At 38.5% G+C, this 18,194-nt stretch carries 13 protein-coding genes; 6 read left to right on the forward strand and 7 right to left on the reverse strand.

What is annotated here, in order from left to right:
* Positions 1-471: 471 nt before the first annotated feature.
* Positions 472-2,493 carry an MASE3 domain-containing protein gene (locus BP549_RS15585; RefSeq protein WP_292382122.1) on the reverse strand — a complete coding sequence of 674 codons (2,022 nt, stop codon included), beginning with the start codon at positions 2,491-2,493 and terminating at the stop codon, positions 472-474.
* Positions 2,494-2,836: 343 nt separating this feature from the next.
* Here BP549_RS15585 and BP549_RS15590 point away from each other — a divergent pair, with 343 nt between their 5' ends.
* Complete coding sequence (locus BP549_RS15590; RefSeq protein ID WP_292382125.1) at positions 2,837-3,490, forward strand: phosphoribosyltransferase; 654 nt, start codon at positions 2,837-2,839, stop codon at positions 3,488-3,490.
* Between the two features lie 64 nt (positions 3,491-3,554).
* Positions 3,555-4,235, forward strand: a complete 681-nt coding sequence (locus tag BP549_RS15595; RefSeq protein WP_292382126.1) for a dienelactone hydrolase family protein — start codon at positions 3,555-3,557, stop codon at positions 4,233-4,235.
* A gap of 164 nt (positions 4,236-4,399) precedes the next feature.
* On the opposite strand, the gene BP549_RS15600 is transcribed toward BP549_RS15595, so the two are convergent.
* From BP549_RS15600 to BP549_RS15615, 4 genes are all read right to left on the reverse strand, one after another.
* The gene (locus tag BP549_RS15600) at positions 4,400-5,161 is read right to left on the reverse strand and encodes a hypothetical protein (protein ID WP_292372004.1); all 762 of its coding nucleotides are present in this window, start codon (positions 5,159-5,161) and stop codon (positions 4,400-4,402) included.
* A gap of 29 nt (positions 5,162-5,190) precedes the next feature.
* A complete protein-coding gene (locus BP549_RS15605) occupies positions 5,191-7,107 on the reverse strand; it encodes a glycosyltransferase (protein WP_292382128.1) in 1,917 nt (638 codons plus the stop codon).
* Positions 7,108-7,642: 535 nt separating this feature from the next.
* Positions 7,643-8,518, reverse strand: a complete 876-nt coding sequence (locus tag BP549_RS15610) for a hypothetical protein (protein WP_292382129.1) — start codon at positions 8,516-8,518, stop codon at positions 7,643-7,645.
* Between the two features lie 1,757 nt (positions 8,519-10,275).
* Positions 10,276-11,823 carry an FAD-dependent oxidoreductase gene (locus BP549_RS15615; protein ID WP_292382130.1) on the reverse strand — a complete coding sequence of 516 codons (1,548 nt, stop codon included), beginning with the start codon at positions 11,821-11,823 and terminating at the stop codon, positions 10,276-10,278.
* A gap of 405 nt (positions 11,824-12,228) precedes the next feature.
* Here BP549_RS15615 and BP549_RS15620 point away from each other — a divergent pair, with 405 nt between their 5' ends.
* Together BP549_RS15620 and BP549_RS15625 are read left to right on the forward strand one after the other, a co-directional pair.
* Positions 12,229-12,420, forward strand: coding sequence for an AAA family ATPase (locus BP549_RS15620; RefSeq protein ID WP_292382132.1), 192 nt, complete (start codon positions 12,229-12,231; stop codon positions 12,418-12,420).
* A gap of 19 nt (positions 12,421-12,439) precedes the next feature.
* A complete protein-coding gene (locus BP549_RS15625) occupies positions 12,440-13,438 on the forward strand; it encodes a metallophosphoesterase (protein ID WP_292382133.1) in 999 nt (332 codons plus the stop codon).
* Between the two features lie 284 nt (positions 13,439-13,722).
* Here BP549_RS15625 and BP549_RS15630 read toward each other — a convergent pair whose 3' ends face one another.
* A complete protein-coding gene (locus tag BP549_RS15630) occupies positions 13,723-14,130 on the reverse strand; it encodes a DUF1699 family protein (protein WP_292382135.1) in 408 nt (135 codons plus the stop codon).
* Between the two features lie 649 nt (positions 14,131-14,779).
* On the opposite strand from BP549_RS15630, the gene BP549_RS15635 reads away from it, so the two are divergent.
* Complete coding sequence (locus BP549_RS15635; protein ID WP_292382137.1) at positions 14,780-15,655, forward strand: NosD domain-containing protein; 876 nt, start codon at positions 14,780-14,782, stop codon at positions 15,653-15,655.
* A gap of 545 nt (positions 15,656-16,200) precedes the next feature.
* A complete protein-coding gene (locus BP549_RS15640; RefSeq protein ID WP_292372017.1) occupies positions 16,201-16,698 on the forward strand; it encodes an inorganic diphosphatase in 498 nt (165 codons plus the stop codon).
* A 152-nt stretch (positions 16,699-16,850) separates the two neighbouring features.
* On the opposite strand, the gene BP549_RS15645 is transcribed toward BP549_RS15640, so the two are convergent.
* The gene (locus BP549_RS15645) at positions 16,851-18,134 is read right to left on the reverse strand and encodes an NRAMP family divalent metal transporter (RefSeq protein WP_292382139.1); all 1,284 of its coding nucleotides are present in this window, start codon (positions 18,132-18,134) and stop codon (positions 16,851-16,853) included.
* Positions 18,135-18,194 lie beyond the last annotated feature (60 nt).

Below are 18,194 nucleotides of genomic sequence, written 5' to 3' on the forward strand. Positions count from 1 at the left end.
TCACGCCTGAAGAATTCAGAAGCTCCATATAAAACTGAATTTTAGACATACCAAGTGGCCTTAATGCCACCATCGAATGATACTAAAACTTGATTCAATTTAGACACGAAACAACTGCAATAACGGAATCGGAAGAGTAAAAAGCATTGCAGAAAAGAGATTAAGAAGAAGCCCGGAGGCATTATATTCCGTTTACTGTATCCCCAAATACAGCAGCACAGACGATATGCTTCCCTAAGTATACCGATCCGAGCAGGATTATCAATAACCTCCAGGCAATTTTTTACTTGTCCATACCCAACTCACTTCCTAACTCCAGAATATACTAATAACGTAAATTATTTTAAATTAATTATTCAAAAAATTGCCTATAAACAAAAAATATTTTGGCGTAAAAAGTTTCAAGCGCCTGACAAAATTCCTTGTTTAATTACAGTAGTGAGAGATAAATATTTTATAGCGTTTGATTAGTCAATTAGATTTCATACTTTCAGTTTCGCCAAACAGAATAGTGAGTTTCGTCCCTTTAGTTCTATCAAGCTTAATATATCCATCGATTTGTTCAACAAGGATAGTTACAAGCTGAAGCCCAAGAGAATCGGAATTTAGAAAATCTATTTCCTCAGGAATGCCCTTTCCGTTATCTGATACTGTCAACACGAAAGGCAGATTCTCATATTCCTCTGATCTCTCTTTTATGTCAGAATTTTCTGTTGAGATCAAGTATGCAGCATGATGAAGCTTTATACTTATTTCTCCTCCTTTTCCGGAAGGAAAAGCGTGCTTAAGAGAGTTTGAAACCAGTTCGTTGACAATTATCCCAAGTGGAATTGCAGTGTCCATTTCCAGATTAATCTCTTCAAGGTCCAGTTTAAGGCTAATATTTCTATTCTTTACTGTATATGAACTGAAAAGATCCGAAGTCAGCTTCTGAAGGTAAGCTGCAAAATTAATTGTATCAACACTTTTGCCCTCGTAAAGTTCTTCATGAATTAGAGCCATAGAAATGACCCTATTCTGGCTTTCCCTGAAAGCCTCAAGCGTTTTTTCATCAGTAAATTTCTCAGCTTCAAGACTGAGCAGTGAAGAGATTACTTGCAGGTTATTTTTGATTCTATGATGAATTTCTTTTATACGAGTTTCCTGCATTTTTAACAGAGTTTCTTCTGCAAGTTTACGTTTGGTAATGTCACGAACAAAACCCTGTACTCTTTTTGGTTTTCCGGATCGTTTCGGAGTTTTTTGAAGAATTTCCCGAACCCATTTTATTTCTCCATCTTTTCTCCGTATCCTATATTCAAGTTCTGAAGAAATGTCCAGATCAAACATCACTTTTCTCATATTCTTGAGAAATAAAGACTGATCTATGGGCATGACAATTCCAGTCCAAGTTATATTCCCAGAAAGAAAGTCTTCTTTAGTGTAACCTGTGATTTGTTCTACAGCTCCGTCCATTAATACAGGTACGAAGTTCTCATCAAGCAGAAAATTTATAGTACCTTCAATATTCTGCAAGAATGGACGGTAACCTTTTCCATAAATTTCCAGATTATCAGCTATGGGCTCACTTTCCAATTCATCCACTTTTACGCCAAGCATTCTGTAAATATGACCCTGGTCATCCTGAAGAAAAATTGTCTCCTGTCTCAAAGCCTCCTCACTCTGTTTAAGTTCCCTTAAAAGAAGGCTGAAAGGATCTTCAAATCCAGTCTCAACTATTGCCTTGTAGATCAGGTAAAATGATATCACTTTGAAATAGTGTCCTACAACATCTAAAAACCACAGATTCGAATAAGAGTTTAAGCTCAGCTCTCCCAGAATTGTAAGGATTATAGATATCGCAAGTAATCTGAATACGTGAATTTCAAATTGATCTTTTTTAGTATACAGTGCAATTAGCGAGCACAGAAGAATAAAACAAATCAAATACTCGCTCATAATTTTAAAAGGAGTGAACCCTGGGCCTTCAATATAGCAATCAGGAAAATTCCTGAAAACAAAAATAGAGAGCAGAAAAATTATAGTAATTCCTGCATACCCAATAAAGACTTTCCAGGCGAACCGAGTTCCCTCTGTGAATTTACTATTTGATTCCCTATTGGCTGTACTGTAATCTATTAAAAGCAGCGGAGCTAACAGGAAAGAAAAGCTTTCCATGTATCTTGCAGCGACCCAGAACTGCATATTCATATTTAAATCAATTCTAGGAAATACACCCATCCCGTGATAAGAAAGTGTATATAGAAGATCCAGAGTCCCGATAAAAAAATAGGCAATCCCCAAAAATACAAGGTATCTATTTTCAAGGCCAGCTTTTGATTTCCAAACTATAAGGAATATTACATACGCGACATATACACTGAAAAGTTCGACCAGGGTGTGAAAAAGAAGGTAGTTACTGAGACTGACTAAATAAAGGATACTAATTATAGCTGCCCAGAGTATGACCTCATATGGCTCGACTAATGCTCTCTTCTTCACGACTTTCAGCACATGCCCCCCAGTTAAAAGTCAGTTCTTGTAATATCTTAAAGAATATTGGATTCGTATAAAGATTATGTTAAACTACACATGAAACAAGATTGAATTTAAGATGTAAATGAAATTTAACTTAGGTACCATTTTCTACTACGTAACGGGTAAATAGCTAGAAAAATAAAATAAACGTTTTCAAATTATTCCTTATTTCGAGGATCTATTTTGAGAAAGAAAAATTGCATGTTATATTAAACTTAAATTTTTATACCATATATGTTTAAGGGTTTAAACATAGATATTATAAATTGATACTGATTATTGTTCAATAAATCCAGTTCGATGGGGGTCGAGAGGACAAATGGCACTTTATAAAGATCGAGTGGATGCCGGAAAAAGGCTGGCAAAAGAGCTTTCGAAATATGCGAACCGTTCAGATGTATTGATACTTGCGCTCCCGCGTGGTGGGGTTCCGGTGGCATTTGAAGTTGCAAAGGAACTAAATGTAAAAATGGATGTGTTTATAGTACGGAAACTGGGAGTGCCAGGAAATGAAGAACTGGCAATGGGAGCTATTTCTTCTGACAATATCCGTGTGCTAAATGAAGATGTTGTCAGATCTTTTCAGATACCTGAACGGGTAATTAATATGGTAGCTGAGAATGAGCTCAGGGAGCTTGAACGCAGGGAACGAGCTTACCGTGGAGATAGACCTAAGCCTGAAATCAGCGGTTCAACTGTGATTTTAATAGATGACGGGCTTGCCACAGGTGCGACAATGCGTGCAGCTGCAGCTGCCCTTAAGATTAAGAATCCGGAGAAAATAGTGGTTGCAGTGCCCACTGGTGCACCTGATACCTGTGAGCTTTTCAGAAGGGAAGTAGACGAAGTAATATGTGTGGCAACACCTGAACCTTTTTATGGGGTTGGAGCCTGGTACGGAAATTTCAGTCAAACCACTGACGAAGAAGTCTGCGACCTTCTTAATAAGGCAAGAGCTCTTCCAGCAAGATAATAAATCAGTTTAATATTTTCACATTTAGTCCTACAATGAATAGGAAAACCTTTGGGGGGTTAGCATGAGACAATTATCAAGTAAAGGTAAAAGCAGTAGTGAAATCCAGATTCCAATTAATTCTATTACACTTGAAGGAAACCTCACAATTCCTGAAGGAGCAAAAGGAATTGTTGTTTTTGCACACGGCAGTGGGAGTAGCCGTTTCAGCTCTCGGAATCGATATGTTGCACAAGAACTTCAAAAAGAAGGCCTAGGAACACTCTTATTCGATCTCTTGACAGCAGAGGAAGAGAGAATTGACATGGTAACGGCCCACCTCAGATTTGATATTGACCTGCTTGCAAAGCGGCTTGTTGACGTAACAAACTGGCTATTAAGCAATCCTGATACTAAAAAACTCAGTATCGGTTACTTTGGTGCCAGCACAGGAGCTGCAGCCGCACTCATAGCTGCAAAAGAACATGCGAATGTTATAAAGGCGGTTGTTTCCAGAGGAGGAAGGCCCGATCTGGCTGAAAAAGCCCTGCCGGATATAAAGGCACCAACACTGCTTATTGTAGGTGGAGAAGATTATCAAGTAATAGAAATGAATCAATGGGCATTAGACAGATTGAAGGCAGAACAGAAAGAACTTAAGATTGTTCCCGGAGCAACCCATCTTTTTGAAGAACCGGGCACGCTAGAAGAAGTAGCAAATCTGGCTGGAGAGTGGTTTAAAAAATATCTTATGGAAGAGAAATAATAAGCAAATACAGACTGTTAAGCATTATATTCAACAAAATTAGTTCTAAATTAGTTTTCAACAAATAGTTTTATTTTTTTACAATTTATAGAAAATGAAATTATAATCTATGAAATGAAAGCTTTCTCGTGATTCATCAGTTTAAAAAACCCGAGCGTTTTACCTTATTGAAAATGTGTTACATGAAAGATGTACTTTGTATTTGGAGCTGCATCTACAATACGTTCATAAGACGCGGTTGGCGGAGTATTTGAAGGATAACCAGTGTATATTCCTACCGATGTATAGCGACCAGCAAGTTCTCCATATTTTGCCATGAGTTTATCTTGAGTAGCTCTCTCGCCATCATATAGAATAACAAGATCTTTTTTATCATCAGGGAAATAGGTATAGTCTTCAAAACTGGTCAGGAAGAGTTTAAATTTAGGGTTATAGCTTTGAATCTGTGTTAACCAGAGATCACGTTCCTCGTTGCTGGCATGATTAGGGTTTCCTGTTAATTTCCACTCCATATCAATATTTACGCCTATGACACTTTTATGATGACCATATCTTGAGAGTACAATATCGATTAAATCAGCTACATCAGCCTCATTAGGTTGAATTGAAAGAATCACCTTCAGTCCATCTCTATCGAACCTATCCAGATAAGGCTCAACTTTGTCAGTCTGATTGTAACTGTAAATCTTTCCATTTTTTTCAAAAGGAAAAGGCACATATGTGAGTTTATTTTCATGTGCCTGAGCAACGACCAGATCAACTACTGCAGATTCACCTCCAAACTTTCTCGCAGCTTCAGACCAGTCTTCAGCAGGCTTCGAAAAATTGCAATTATTCCAGACTCCCTGAAAACATTCTGGTCGTGGAGGAGTAACTGACGCTAAATAAAACAGAATTATGAGAAAAATTAAGAGTATCGAGCCCAATAAAATGTATATCCTGATATCTCTCTTAATTATCTCACCTCAATAGTCCGTGGACCAAATTGTATTTTCAACCCTCTCCCTGTTAGATAGCACAGGTAAAGGTAACTGATCATTACAACTTTAATTGTTGAATAAACCAACACATAAGGAATCAGCATTGGCAGTAGTTTTTTATCTCTGGAAAAAAGTGAAGCAGTGAATACGATGAATAGCAGTACAGGAAAGATAGAGTATGAGAGCCCACGCAGAGATATCAGCAAGAGATTATCGTACTGAAGAAGCAAATAGGGTAGGAACATGATCAGAATAATGGAACAAATTCCAATTATATAACCCAAGTAATTGAGTACCATCCATGCGTTCCTCATTGCCCAGTGTCTATGAAGCCGCCATACCTGAAGATTACCATACCACCACCGTTTCCTTTGCTTATACCATGCTCGAAACGTTTCAGGTGCATTCGTGTAAACTTTGGCTTTTGGTTCTTGAATAATTTTCATGGATTTTTTAAGGGCTTTTATCGTAAAATCTGCATCCTCAACAATTGTCTCGTCACTGAAGTGAACAGATTCACATACCTCGCGCTTGACAGCAGTGAGCGGGCCAGGACAAACAAGAATACTGCCGCTCAAACCCTGAAGGTAACGGGTTATCTCCTGTTCTATAAGATATTCAATCATCTGGAAGTACTTTATAATTCGCTTTTTTCCCTGACTATTATGGATAAAAACATTTCCTGCTATCATCTGTGCGTCATTATTGGCTATGAGACATTCTACTAACGAACTTACTGCATTGGCTGACATGTAAGAGTCTGAGTCCGTAAAAATCAGAATATCTCCTTTTGTATCCTTAATTGCTCGATTGAGAGCATTTGCCTTTCCTATGTTTGCCTTAAGATTGATAAATTTTACAGGATATTTTAAAACGATCTCTGCAGTCCGATCAGTGGAACCATCATTTACAACTATTACTTCCATTTTACCTTTATAATCCTGATTAAGAATAGACTCAAGACATGAACCTATCGTTTTTTCCTCGTTATATGCTGGGACGACGATGGAAACAAGTCCATGATATTCAGGATTCTGAATATTCGCAGATCGATAGCGGTTTTGATTCCTTTTTATGCTCCATCCGGATAATGACTTCCATATGACAAAAAATGAAAGTGGTAACAATGAAGTTATGATAAAGAACCAGAAGTATATTCCAATAATTTTGTTGACTTCAATATTTTCGATAACAGGATCGCTACCTTTCCATGTTCCCACAGGAATAACTGCAAGTACAACCCTTCCCACAGATTTATATTGTGTCATCTGAGTTATGCCGTTGATTACTCCTTTTGGGGTGTTCACCTCGACATCATCCATTCTGACTGTTATGTTTGTATCGTTTGTAGATGACAGGTAGTTAATAAGAAACTGATTCACATATGGATTCCAATCCATTGCATGGAGAACAATAGTCTGAGGATGATCTTCCTTGATTTTTACAGATGCCACCTGGAATCTAGGATCATCAAAGCTTTGCATTGTACGCCAATTCCATGTATATTCATATATGTAAGTTCCATTTGTTTTCATGGGTGGCAGGCTTGTTGCAATTTGAGTGCTTTCTATTGCCTGTCTCACAGATGGGTCTGTCGGTACTCCGTAGATTTCAAAAGGGGAGATGAATACTCTAGGAATAAGTCCGGCTTTTTCAAAGACCAACTTCCCTTTCTGAACATCTTCTTTTGCCTGAGAAGGCGTAAGAATGGAATAGTTTTCATGTTCCCATCCGTGAATTCCCATAATAACTCCCTTATTCTGTGCGTCTCTCAGTGTATTGAGAAGTTCCGGCTCATCCAAAATAGTTATTTTTCCGAATGTAGCATCGTTTAAGTGATCAACTTCTGTACAAAGGAATACTCCAATAAGAAGGGTAATCAATATAGCCAAAAATAATGAGACAAGTGGTATTCTTTTTTTAAAAATTAATTTGTTAAATAAATCAGGGAACTTTTTCTCGCTCATCCATACCTCCTTTTGAGTAAACCTGACATTGGGTTGACTTACCAGGTAATTTTCTTGAGATTTTAAAATCTGCAAGCTGTTTCGTGCTCACCCCTGATCCCCTTAAGAAAAGCCCAATACTTGACTGAGTTATATAATCAAGCAAAACAAACGAAGTTGAATATATTTCTCTTTATATTAATCAAAAATATAAAATAAATAGGTTTTGAAGTATTTGTTCTGAAAAATTGTTCTGAAAAATAGTTTCTTAGAGCAATAAAAGGAGCGATTATACGGAAATCTGTTGGTGATTTCATCCTAGAAAGACTCTTGTTTATTGGTGGAATAAGATAGTAGAAGCCAAAACAATATTAAAAGATAGTAGAAAAACAATATTAATAAAAATTAGCGGGAGATATTCCGCAAAGGAAAAATGAGAGGTAAATCGGATTCTCACAAGAGTATACTTCGATCCACCTCATCAGTCATCTATTGCGTGCAGAATATACTTCGTATTTGGGGCTGCATCTATAATATTTTCGTGAGATGCTGTTCGTGGAGTGTTTGAGGAATATCCTGTATATATTCCGACCGAGGTGTAATGGCTCGCAAGATCTTTGTATTCTTTCAGGATTTCATTCTGATTACCCTCACCATCGTACAGGATAACAAGATCTTTTGTGTCATCAGGGAAATAAGTATAATCTTCAAAATTGGTCAGGAAAAGTTTATACTCAGGATTATAACCTTGAATCTTGGTCAACCAGAGATCACGTTCCTTGTTGCTTGCATGATTAGAGTTTCCTGTTAATTTCCACTCCATATCAATATTTACGCCTATGACACTTTTATGATGGCTATACCTTGAAAGTACAATATCGATCAAATCAGCTACGTCAGCCCCATTAGGCTGAATTGAAAGAATAACTTTCAAGCCTTCTTCGTCGAATCTATCGAGGTAAGGCTCCACTTTATCAGTCTGACCATCGCTGTAGATGTATCCTTTATTTTCAAAAGGAAATGGCAAATATGCGAGTTTATTTGCATGCGCTTGAGTAACTACCAGGTCAACCACACCATTTTCACCTCCAAATTCCTGGGCGGATTCAGACCAGTCTCCATAGGGCTTTGAAAAATCACAATTATTCCAGACACCTTTCAAAGGTTCATTCGCCAATGTCATGTCGTTTGTCGATGCTTCATTATTTGTAAATATTGCACTTTTTGCTTCGGCATTCTTTTGAGTGACATGACCAGTTGCTGTAGTCTTGTTAACGGAGGAACTTAACGCAGCCGGCACGGTTGTTAAAATAAGGCATGTCACCAGGAGTAGGGTTCCTAGTTGTCTTTTTAGCATCGTATCACCTTTGGGTTGGGTTTTTAGAATTTGAGTAAATTCAAAATATTGGGGAAGTTGTATGTTTTTCCCAAAGCTGATACGGTTGTTAAATAAGGTTTCCACTAGGAATAGGGATCCTAATTCTTGTTTTAGCATTGTATCATCTTTGGGTTGGATTTTTATAGGGATTTAAGTGAAATCAAAACATATACAGTAAAGGTACTTTTTCCCAAATATTTCTCAAAATTCCATATTACGTACTCATAATACTTACTTTTCCGAACTAATCTAATCAGGTAGGGATTTTAGAATTCTTCAACAGAACTCCCTGATCAGGTAGGTACTATACGGGTTTTAAGATTCCTATTACATCTGTGTAATATTTTTCGAACCTGTCCAATCGGTTCTCTGCAATTTAATGGGTGGACACGTTACACATAGAGTCTCCACTCTCCAATCACTATAGGGATTAGTCACTGGAGGTGTTCGGAAACTAGAAGTTTTGGCTTCTACAAATCAAAACTTATTACTGACCAAAGGATAACATCCTTCTGGTCAATACTTTCTATTAATTACGGCCTTTAGCCAGATCAACTCTCTTTTTTTAAAAGATTTCATTCATTATTGTTGAATTCCTGAGTTGACACTTCTGGTTAAGTGATCCTATTATAAAATATTTTTGGCACTTTGTTAAGTAAATTTGGACTGTTTGTGATTATTTTTGTTGCCACATATTATTGAGAGATAAGAATGCAGGATTTTGAAGGAACTAATGTGTGAATTGAAAGAGCTCAAATTTCAGAAAAAGATTTCAGCTACACTCCATGTTTAATTATATGAAAAAAGTTAATAATCTACATAAATAACTTCTTTGACTATAATTTATATCCTTATTGATAACTTGGATAATATTGATACTTTACCTACCTATTCGTTGGATCTAAGTACGTGGATTATCAGAAAAACGAGAAGAATAATTCAATAAGCTTTAATAAGTGTTAATAGGGCTCTCCCAAATCAAATTGCGTGCGGTCCACCCTAAAGGAGGAGGTATGCTTCGGGCCGCCCGCCCGGTTTATGGGGAATAATTAAGTATCCATTTACAAGATTCTCCTAATGCAGAGTTGCATTACTAGTGTCTGTAACCGTGAAACTAAGAAACTTCACTTTACAAAGAAGCAACGGTACATAGGTTTAAAAGAAACTAGGTTTAAAAGAAACCAAAAGGAGGCGAGAGTTCACTTCATTCCCGACCTAAAGGGCAGGGCTAAAGGACAGGGTATTCGTGATCCTTCGCCCTTCCAATGTAATAAAAAGGACAGTGTGAAAAATCATCAGAATAAGCCCGGAGGCATTACATCCATTTGCTGTATCTTCTGTTACAGCCCTTCGAATGTTATTGCTTTTACAAGCAACTGGTTCAAAGGAAGAGCACTAACCTCCAGGCGACTCTTTTAGGGAATTCTTCTGTTAATTTTGGTGGTACCAAACCTCATTTTCCAACTCCAATATATACAAAGAGCATAAATTATTTTAAATTAATTATACAAAAAATTCTTTTAAATCAAAAAGTACTTTGGCATGAAATTTTTTAAAGCTGATATACAATATATACGAAAAGAAAAATAAAGAATTTACTTTCTTTGTCGTAAGGTTATTGTTCCTTATAACTCATAACTGTACAATGAACTGGATATATTGTCGATATCATTCTTTACACATATTTGATCTGAGTCGTGGGATTTTCTTCCTTTCTTGTCCTAACCTCTCCACCGTTATTTTTGACCCTTTACCTTCTTCTCAAAAAGCCCATAAACTGCAGGACTCTTAATTACTTCTCCCTTTGCATTATAACGAGAACCATGACACGGACAGTCCCAAGTCTTTTCTGCATTATTCCAAGAAACGATACATCCCATGTGCCTGCAGGAAGGGTCAAGCGTGTGGAGCACCCCCGCTTTGTCTCTGTATGCTGCAACTTTTTCGCCTTCGATTTTGACAATTGCACCTTCTCCAGGTGAAATTTGCGAAGCTTTTTCGTGAACAGGGATGACTCGATCTCCCACAAGACCTTTAGTTGCTTCAGCCGCCTGCGAAAAGAAGGTTTTAGCCGATTCAAGAGGCTTGAATCGTGAAGGGTTATAGACTTCTCCCCAGGGGTTAGACTGTCCAAGAATCATATCTGTAAGAATCATCGCTGCAACCGTGCCTGTGGTCATTCCCCATTTCCTGAATCCTGTTGCAATAAACAGGTTTTCGTTGTCTGAGGTTAATAGGCCAATATAGGGAACGTGGTCAACAGTCATGACATCCTGGGTCGACCAATGGTAATCGATGGAATTGACCGAGTAGACTGACCGAACCCATTTCTCAAGATTTTTATAATGGTCAATTTCGTTCCCCTCTCCGGTCCTGTGTCCTTCTCCTGATACAAGTACGAGTTCACCTTCCTCGACAGGCTGGGAACGCAGGGATCTGACAGGTTTCTCGGCATTAATGAACATTCCCTGGGGAAAAGACTCTTCGATACGAACTCCAAGCACATATGAACGAGACTGATAAAGGCGCTGGAACAACATTCCTGGTTTATCGTGAATTGGGAAATGGGTTGCCTGGATAACTTTTTGTGCTTTAATAATTCCCTTATCTGTCGTTATAGTTATAGGTCCATCCCCTTCAAGCTTCAATGCCCTTGTTTTTTCAAAAATATGGCATCCATCTCCCTCGATCTCCCTTGCAAGGGCACAGAGATATTTTCTGGGATGAAACTGCGCCTGATTGCTGAAACGGACTGCACCGTAGGTATCAAAAGGCAGCGGCAGGTCAGCTTTAAACGAAGCCGGAAGCCCAAGGCTTTGAGCTGCATCGACCTCTTTTTGGATAATTTCAACCGAGTCTTCAGTGCCGGCATAAACGTAAGCTGGCTTACGGACAAAGTCACAGGCTATGTCTTTTGAACTTACGATAGAAGCTATCTTTTCTAGAGCTGCCTGATTGGATTCTGCGTACTGCTGCGCCTGATGTTTTCCGAATTTTGAAATCAGGCGATCATAGATCAGGCTGTGCTGGGAGGTAACTTTCGCGGTAGTACGACCTGTTACCCCTGTAATAATTCGATCCGCTTCAATAACGGCTACCGACGGTACCCCTGCTTCCTTTAAAAGATAGGCTGTTGTAATTCCTACCATCCCGCCCCCTAAAATTGCCACATCCACGCGAATGTCTCCGGAAAGAGGAGGATAGCTGGATTCAGGTGTAGTTGCCATCCAGTAAGATTCTGCCCTTCCAGGCAGGATATAATCGGTTTCCTTGTGGTTTGTCATATATTTCACCATAAAAATAAGGAGGAGACCCGCGTCCCTGAGTCTTTCTTACAGCCATGTCCGTTAAGCAGCAGACTCCGGGAGTTAGCTTGAATTCTTAACCCCTATCCACGATTCTCCCCTGGTTTTCCCTTTATTTCCCTATTTCCCTGTATCTGTTTGAGAATAGATTCCATAAAATTATCCAATTAAATATTATAAAAATTAATAGTAATATTAACTCAGGTACCATTAGTTGCAGGCAGAAATCAAAACAGGAACTAAAACCGGAAGATCAAAAATCAAATTCAAGAATCATGAATTAACCAGGAATAAGGAGTGGCAATTAATCAAGAGTCAAAACTGAAAACCTGAAAATATTTACTATAGGTACTTTGAGATATATATTTGGTATCGAGGTATGATATGAGGTATCTGGTATTTTTGAGAGGAATACCTGGCTCTGGCAAATCAACTTTTGTCAGGGAAAATAACCTTGAGCCTTACACCATTTCTTCAGATAGTGTCAGGCTGCTCCTCAAGCCGCCTGTACTCTCTGTTACCGGAAGACCTGCAATCTCTCAAGAAATCAATCGGCGTGTGTGGGGGCTCATATAATTCTATAATAAAATGCCGTATGGAAGATGGGGATTTCACAGTTATCGACGCGACAAATGCCGGAAATGCAGATATTGCGAAGTACAGGAAGCTTGTCAGAACTTACAGGTATACGGCTATCTGTATTGATTTTTCCGATATTCCCCTTGAGATTGCAAAGGAGAGAAACAGAAAAAGGCCTGAATACGAGATTGTGCCTGAAACTGTAATTGACGAATTGTACTCCATAATAAACAGGCAAAAAGTGCCGTCATTTGTTACGGTAATAAAGCCACAAAAATTTTATGAAAAACTTCGATACAAACCTGCTGACTTTTCCCACTACAGAAAAATTCATCACATCGGAGATATAGCTGGAAATTATACGGCTCTTATGCAATATTTTGCATGCGGGCTGAACGACAATGACCTATATATCTTCCTGGGAGATTATACAGGCAGAGAAGTTGAAAGGACTGAAAATATTGGAAATCCTGAGATTATTAAGTTTTTACTCTCCATTATGTGCAGGGAAAATGTGATCCTGCTCGAAGGAGACCATGAAAGAAATTTTTGCAGGCTGGAAGAAGGCGAAAAACAAACCCAGATCTCCGAGTTTGCAGATACTCGGTATTATTTGCCAGAAATAGAGCAGGCAGGCATTACAAAAAATTGTGTTCTCAATTTATATAAGAAATTAAAGCCATGTATTTATTATAAATTTGGTAACAGGTATGTGCTCGTAACTCACGGAGGCCTGAGCAGCCTTCCTGAAAATCTGATTTTTGTCGGGGCCGAGCAAATGATTAACGGTGTAGGCGAGCCCGAGGATGCATATATGGTTGCTGCAAATTTTAACAAAAACACAAATGAGAATACTTACCAAGTTCATGGCCATAGAAATCCTGAAAATCTTCCCATCGAAAACGGTAGAACATTCAATTTGTGTTCTGAAAAAGAAGATTTCCTGAGAATTGTCACACTTGACAGATACGGATTCCATAGTCAGGGAATCAAGATTCAAAAGCTTACTTTTTGAACAGATAGAAAAGTCAAAGATTTAAAGACTCATTGAAAATTTCAACAAAAAGATGAAACGTTGAAGTGATAAAAAGGTGAATGCCCCTGTAAGATTCCCTAAAGTGGGAAGAATACAGACTAAATTTTAATCAGAGAACTTTACAGGGCTTCTGTAAATGGAAAACTTAAATTGGAGATCAGAGAGTAAACGTAAGTTCTTGAAAGGCCTTATACCTTTCAGATTGTTTTTGAGTACGGTCAAATCTCCAGTGAAGAGTTTAAAGGCATATTATCTGTACTAACTCAGGCAGGAGCTTCCTTATTCATGATATAAGCAACCATTTCAGGATTGATTTTGCTCTCTCTTGAAATCTTTGCTTCAATATCTTCATTGGATTTGCCTTCGAGTTTCATTTCTTTTATTCTCTCAATAACTGAGGATGGAACAGTGTAATATTCGTTAATGTCCTTCCTGTGACCCCAGACATCGCCTTCGATAAGATGGATTTTTTGCATTTCAAGGAACATTTCTATGGATTTTGAGATTGTGCCCATATAGGATTTCGGTAACTGGATTACATCGATCTTCGGGCATGTTTCAACTAATCCAAAAACATCCTTGTTCGAAGGCCTGAAAGCTAGGTGAACAATGCGTTCATTAGGATTTAATGTAAATATTTCTTCTCTTGAGCTAACAACTCTAATTTTCATGTTTTTCCCCCACTATGAAATTTTTTACGTTTTTATATAGATATAAGCTACTTTCACTGACTATAAATATTTATCTTACAGTCCTGGTATTTTTTTGACAGTCTTCTGGTTCTCTTGCTCCCGGAATTTTCTGAAATTAAACGAAAGGATTAGACAACTGAAAGAATAGTTTAGATTTAAGGGTTGAAAGAAACGAGCTAAAAGATTGTTGAGATCCAAAGGCCAAAGATATAAAATAAGAACGTTTGTGACTAAATGAGCGTTTGAGGCCTTAGAAAACATAATGGTATTGTATTTAGATAGATAGGTAAAATTATATATAAATTAGAATCTTATAGGCTCTGGATATCATATAATTTGAAAAGCTTCAAACATTTATCTTCATATATAAATGTTGAGGCTTTGATAAGAACTTAATATAGTTTAAAAAAGGAGCTTTTGAAGAAGCTTTTGGTTATTAATTACTTGATAATAATTAACTCTTGATAGTTCTTATTTGAGAATCAATTAGTCTTGATGATAAAGTAAGTTCTTGACGGTTGTTAATTAAAGCGACTTAATCAAGTAATTTCCTTGATACCAAGGAGCTTTATAAAAAAGGAACTTTATCGGGGCTTTTATCTTGCTGAAAATAAAAAAAGTTATGTTGGTGGTATTAGCAGTATTGATTTCACTTCAAGCTATCACTGGCAGTGCTTCTGCTGGAACTATGTATGTTGAGCCTGGAGACTCAATTCAAACGGCAGTAGATAACTCGCATCGTGGGGATACGATAATTGTAAACCCAGGAACGTATGATGGAGACATAGATATTTCAACTGCAAATTTAACTATAATGTCAAGCAGTCCATGTAAAGCAATAATTGAAGCTGAAAACAATGCATTTAATATTTACGAAAGTAATGTTACAATAAAAAACTTTAATATAAGAGGGCCAGGGAAATCCTCAGGTACCTGTTTTTCATTTAGCCGTAATGAAGATACAAACGGCTCTTTTAACTGCAAAGTTGAAAATAATACAATATCTAATTTTAGTATTGGTGCAGATATTGGCTTTTATATGTATAGCGGAGGTGAATCTATTCTCAACAATGAGATTTCCAACTGCGAAACAGGAATATATGCCTTTGATCTCATGTTTGGAGCTCTGAATGTTAGTGGGAATAAGATTACAAGCTGTGACAATGGACTATATCTTATTGATGCTCCATGTGTCATTACTAATAATCATTTTAACAATACAGTAAACGTAAACGCCTCCGATATAACTGGAAATGTCTGCAACACTACGGAAACAGTTGGAGAAAATGTTGTAGGGGGCCCTTGTTTGGGTGGTAACTGCTGGGCAACACCCTCAGGCGACGGTTTCTCACAGACCCATTGCGATAATAACGGAGACGGTTTCGCAGATGAACCTTATAAGTTAGAAGGTTGTGATAATTATGTTGATTATCTGCCTCTTATACCGTCGAATACCTCGGTTGTTGCTTCTTCGGAATCTTCTGCCCAGGAAGAGCAGCCTTGAAAGCGTGATTTACCGATAAAAACATCAATAATCCAACTTTATGGAAAACTAAAGGGTATAAAAAGTAACTGTAAAACTACGTGAGTATATTACAGTTAAAAAGAAGTTATCACAGTTAAAAAGAAGTAAAATACTAAGCTAAAAACAAATATAGAAGGCTAAGTCTAAGGTAAGAGAGTAACATATTAAAAGGAGTACAGAAGACTCATTTTATCTAAAGCTTTCTTACCTATATTTATAATAAAGGTAAGATTTGTGACGTACCTTGCCTTATTTTTTGAGCAATTCTGTTTTATCCATTAAAATTACTATCATTTTGCAATTTTGACAAATTTAGATTTTATTTTCTTAAAATTAAGCAGAAGGATAGAAGAATACCTCAAACTTATTTTATCAGTCTCTCATTTCCATATCAAGAAAACTAAGCACATGAGTCATGTTTTAATATTATAACCCTGTCAGGACTCATAATCTATGAGTGCATAAATAGTTGCAAGCACTACAAGAGGTTTATTAATAAACAAAAATAAGCAGGAAGTGATGGTATGACGGAACGACAGACTGAAAGTGTACTTATCGAGATTCCGAAAGGAAGCCGGAACAAGTATGAATATGATAAAGAAAAGAAAGTGATTAAATTCGACAGAATGCTTTATTCTTCAATGGTATATCCCTGTGATTATGGTTTTTTCCCTGACACTCTAGCTCTTGATGGTGATCCTTTGGATGCCATGGTTTTAACATGGGAACCTACATTTCCGGGATGTATGATAGATGTGCATATTGTCGCATTATTTGATATGGAAGACGATAAAGGAAGAGATCAGAAAATCCTCTGTGTTCCAAAGAGTGACCCACTCTGGAATTATATAGTTGCAGTTGACCAGGTTCCGCCTCATCTATTCAGAGAAATTACTCACTTCTTCCAAACGTATAAGACTTTAGAGGGAAAACATGTGAATGTTTTTGGCTGGAAAGGCTTCGAAACGGCCATCACCATACTCCAGGAAGCAAAATCTCGATATATTGAACAAAAGAAATAATAGAACTAGGAGTAGATTTAAAGCTGCATCGTAAGAGTGGCTGCTCAATCTGCGAATCAGCTGATTGACATTGAAGATGAGCCTGCCCTAAATAAAAGGGCGATGTTCTGATAGAATGCCAACCCCGAATCTCAGGAAGATTCGTGAAAAAGTCACTGCCCTGTTGCTAAATTAATGATGAGAGCCGCCCCGGCAAGGGTCATGATTAACACGATCATCCATCCCAGGAAATTACTTGATCTCGAGTTGACGAACTGGCCCATGATATCTTTCCTGTTTGCGATCATTATTACCAGTGCCATCAGTGGCGGAGCAATCAAGCCGTTCAGCGCGGCCGTGTAATAGAGGGCTGTTATCGGGTCGATCCCGAACCAGTTAAGAGACATGCCGATCAGTGTAGATGTTGCAATTAATGCATAGAACCCAGGGGCTCTTCTGGGCTTTTTGCCGAGTCCCTCCATTATCCCGGCTGTCTCAGCGACGGCATATGCCGATGCTCCGGCCAGTACCGGAACCGCAAGAAGCCCCGTGCCAATAATCCCTGCCGCGAAGAGCAAATAGGCGAGGTCGCCAGCTAGTGGCCTCAGTGCTTCGGCTGCCTGTGATGCGGTCTGGATTGTGGTGATCCCGCTAGCATGCAGGGTGGCGGCCGTGGTGACAATAATGAAGAACATAATGATCTGGGAGAAGAACATACCGCCGACCGTGTCCCAATCCATCTCGACAACGCCTCGCCGAGTTACACAGGGTTTTCCTATGTTCGTGTCGGAGATCTGGCCGTTCACTTTTTTCTCCTCGACCTCCTGCGATGCCTGCCAGAAGAACAGGTACGGAGAAATTGTCGTGCCCAGAACCGCGACGATATTGAGCAGATAGTCAGCCGATAGCTCGAGATGCGGAACTAATGTGGCGTGAAAAACCATCCCCCAATCCAATCTGACGACAAGAGCTGCCAAGACATAAGAAAAGAGGGTTAATGCCAGATACTTAAGTATCTTCGAGTAAGTTCTGTAAGGGACGAAGACCTCAAGGATGATAATAGATCCCGTAATGAGGATCAACCAGAAAAGAAATGGCAGCCCAATCAGCATTTGCGCTGAGGAGGCCATAGCCACGAGATCCGCGCCGATGTTAATAGTGTTCGCGATTACGAGCAGCAAGACAGTTACATACAGCACCCGCCTCGAGTAATGCTCTAAGATAACGCCTTCAAGACCCTTTCCCGTGACCATCCCGATTCTGCCACACATCCTCTGAATGACAATCATGAATGGAGCGGTGAACCAGACAAGCCAGAGCTGCCCGTATCCGAAGATCGCACCTGTCTGCGAATAGGTTGCGATACCGGAGGGATCGTCGTCGGCCGCACCGGTAATGAATCCGGGGCCTATATTCCCGAGCAACCATTTCAGGGTCTTTAAAGGCCGTACGTCCATGCTCCCCTTATTTTGCCGTATTGGTGGCGATGCAGATTGTGTAAAGTTGATTATCATATT

The organism is Methanosarcina sp. UBA289 (assembly GCA_002496565.1).
Taxonomy (GTDB): domain Archaea; phylum Halobacteriota; class Methanosarcinia; order Methanosarcinales; family Methanosarcinaceae; genus Methanosarcina.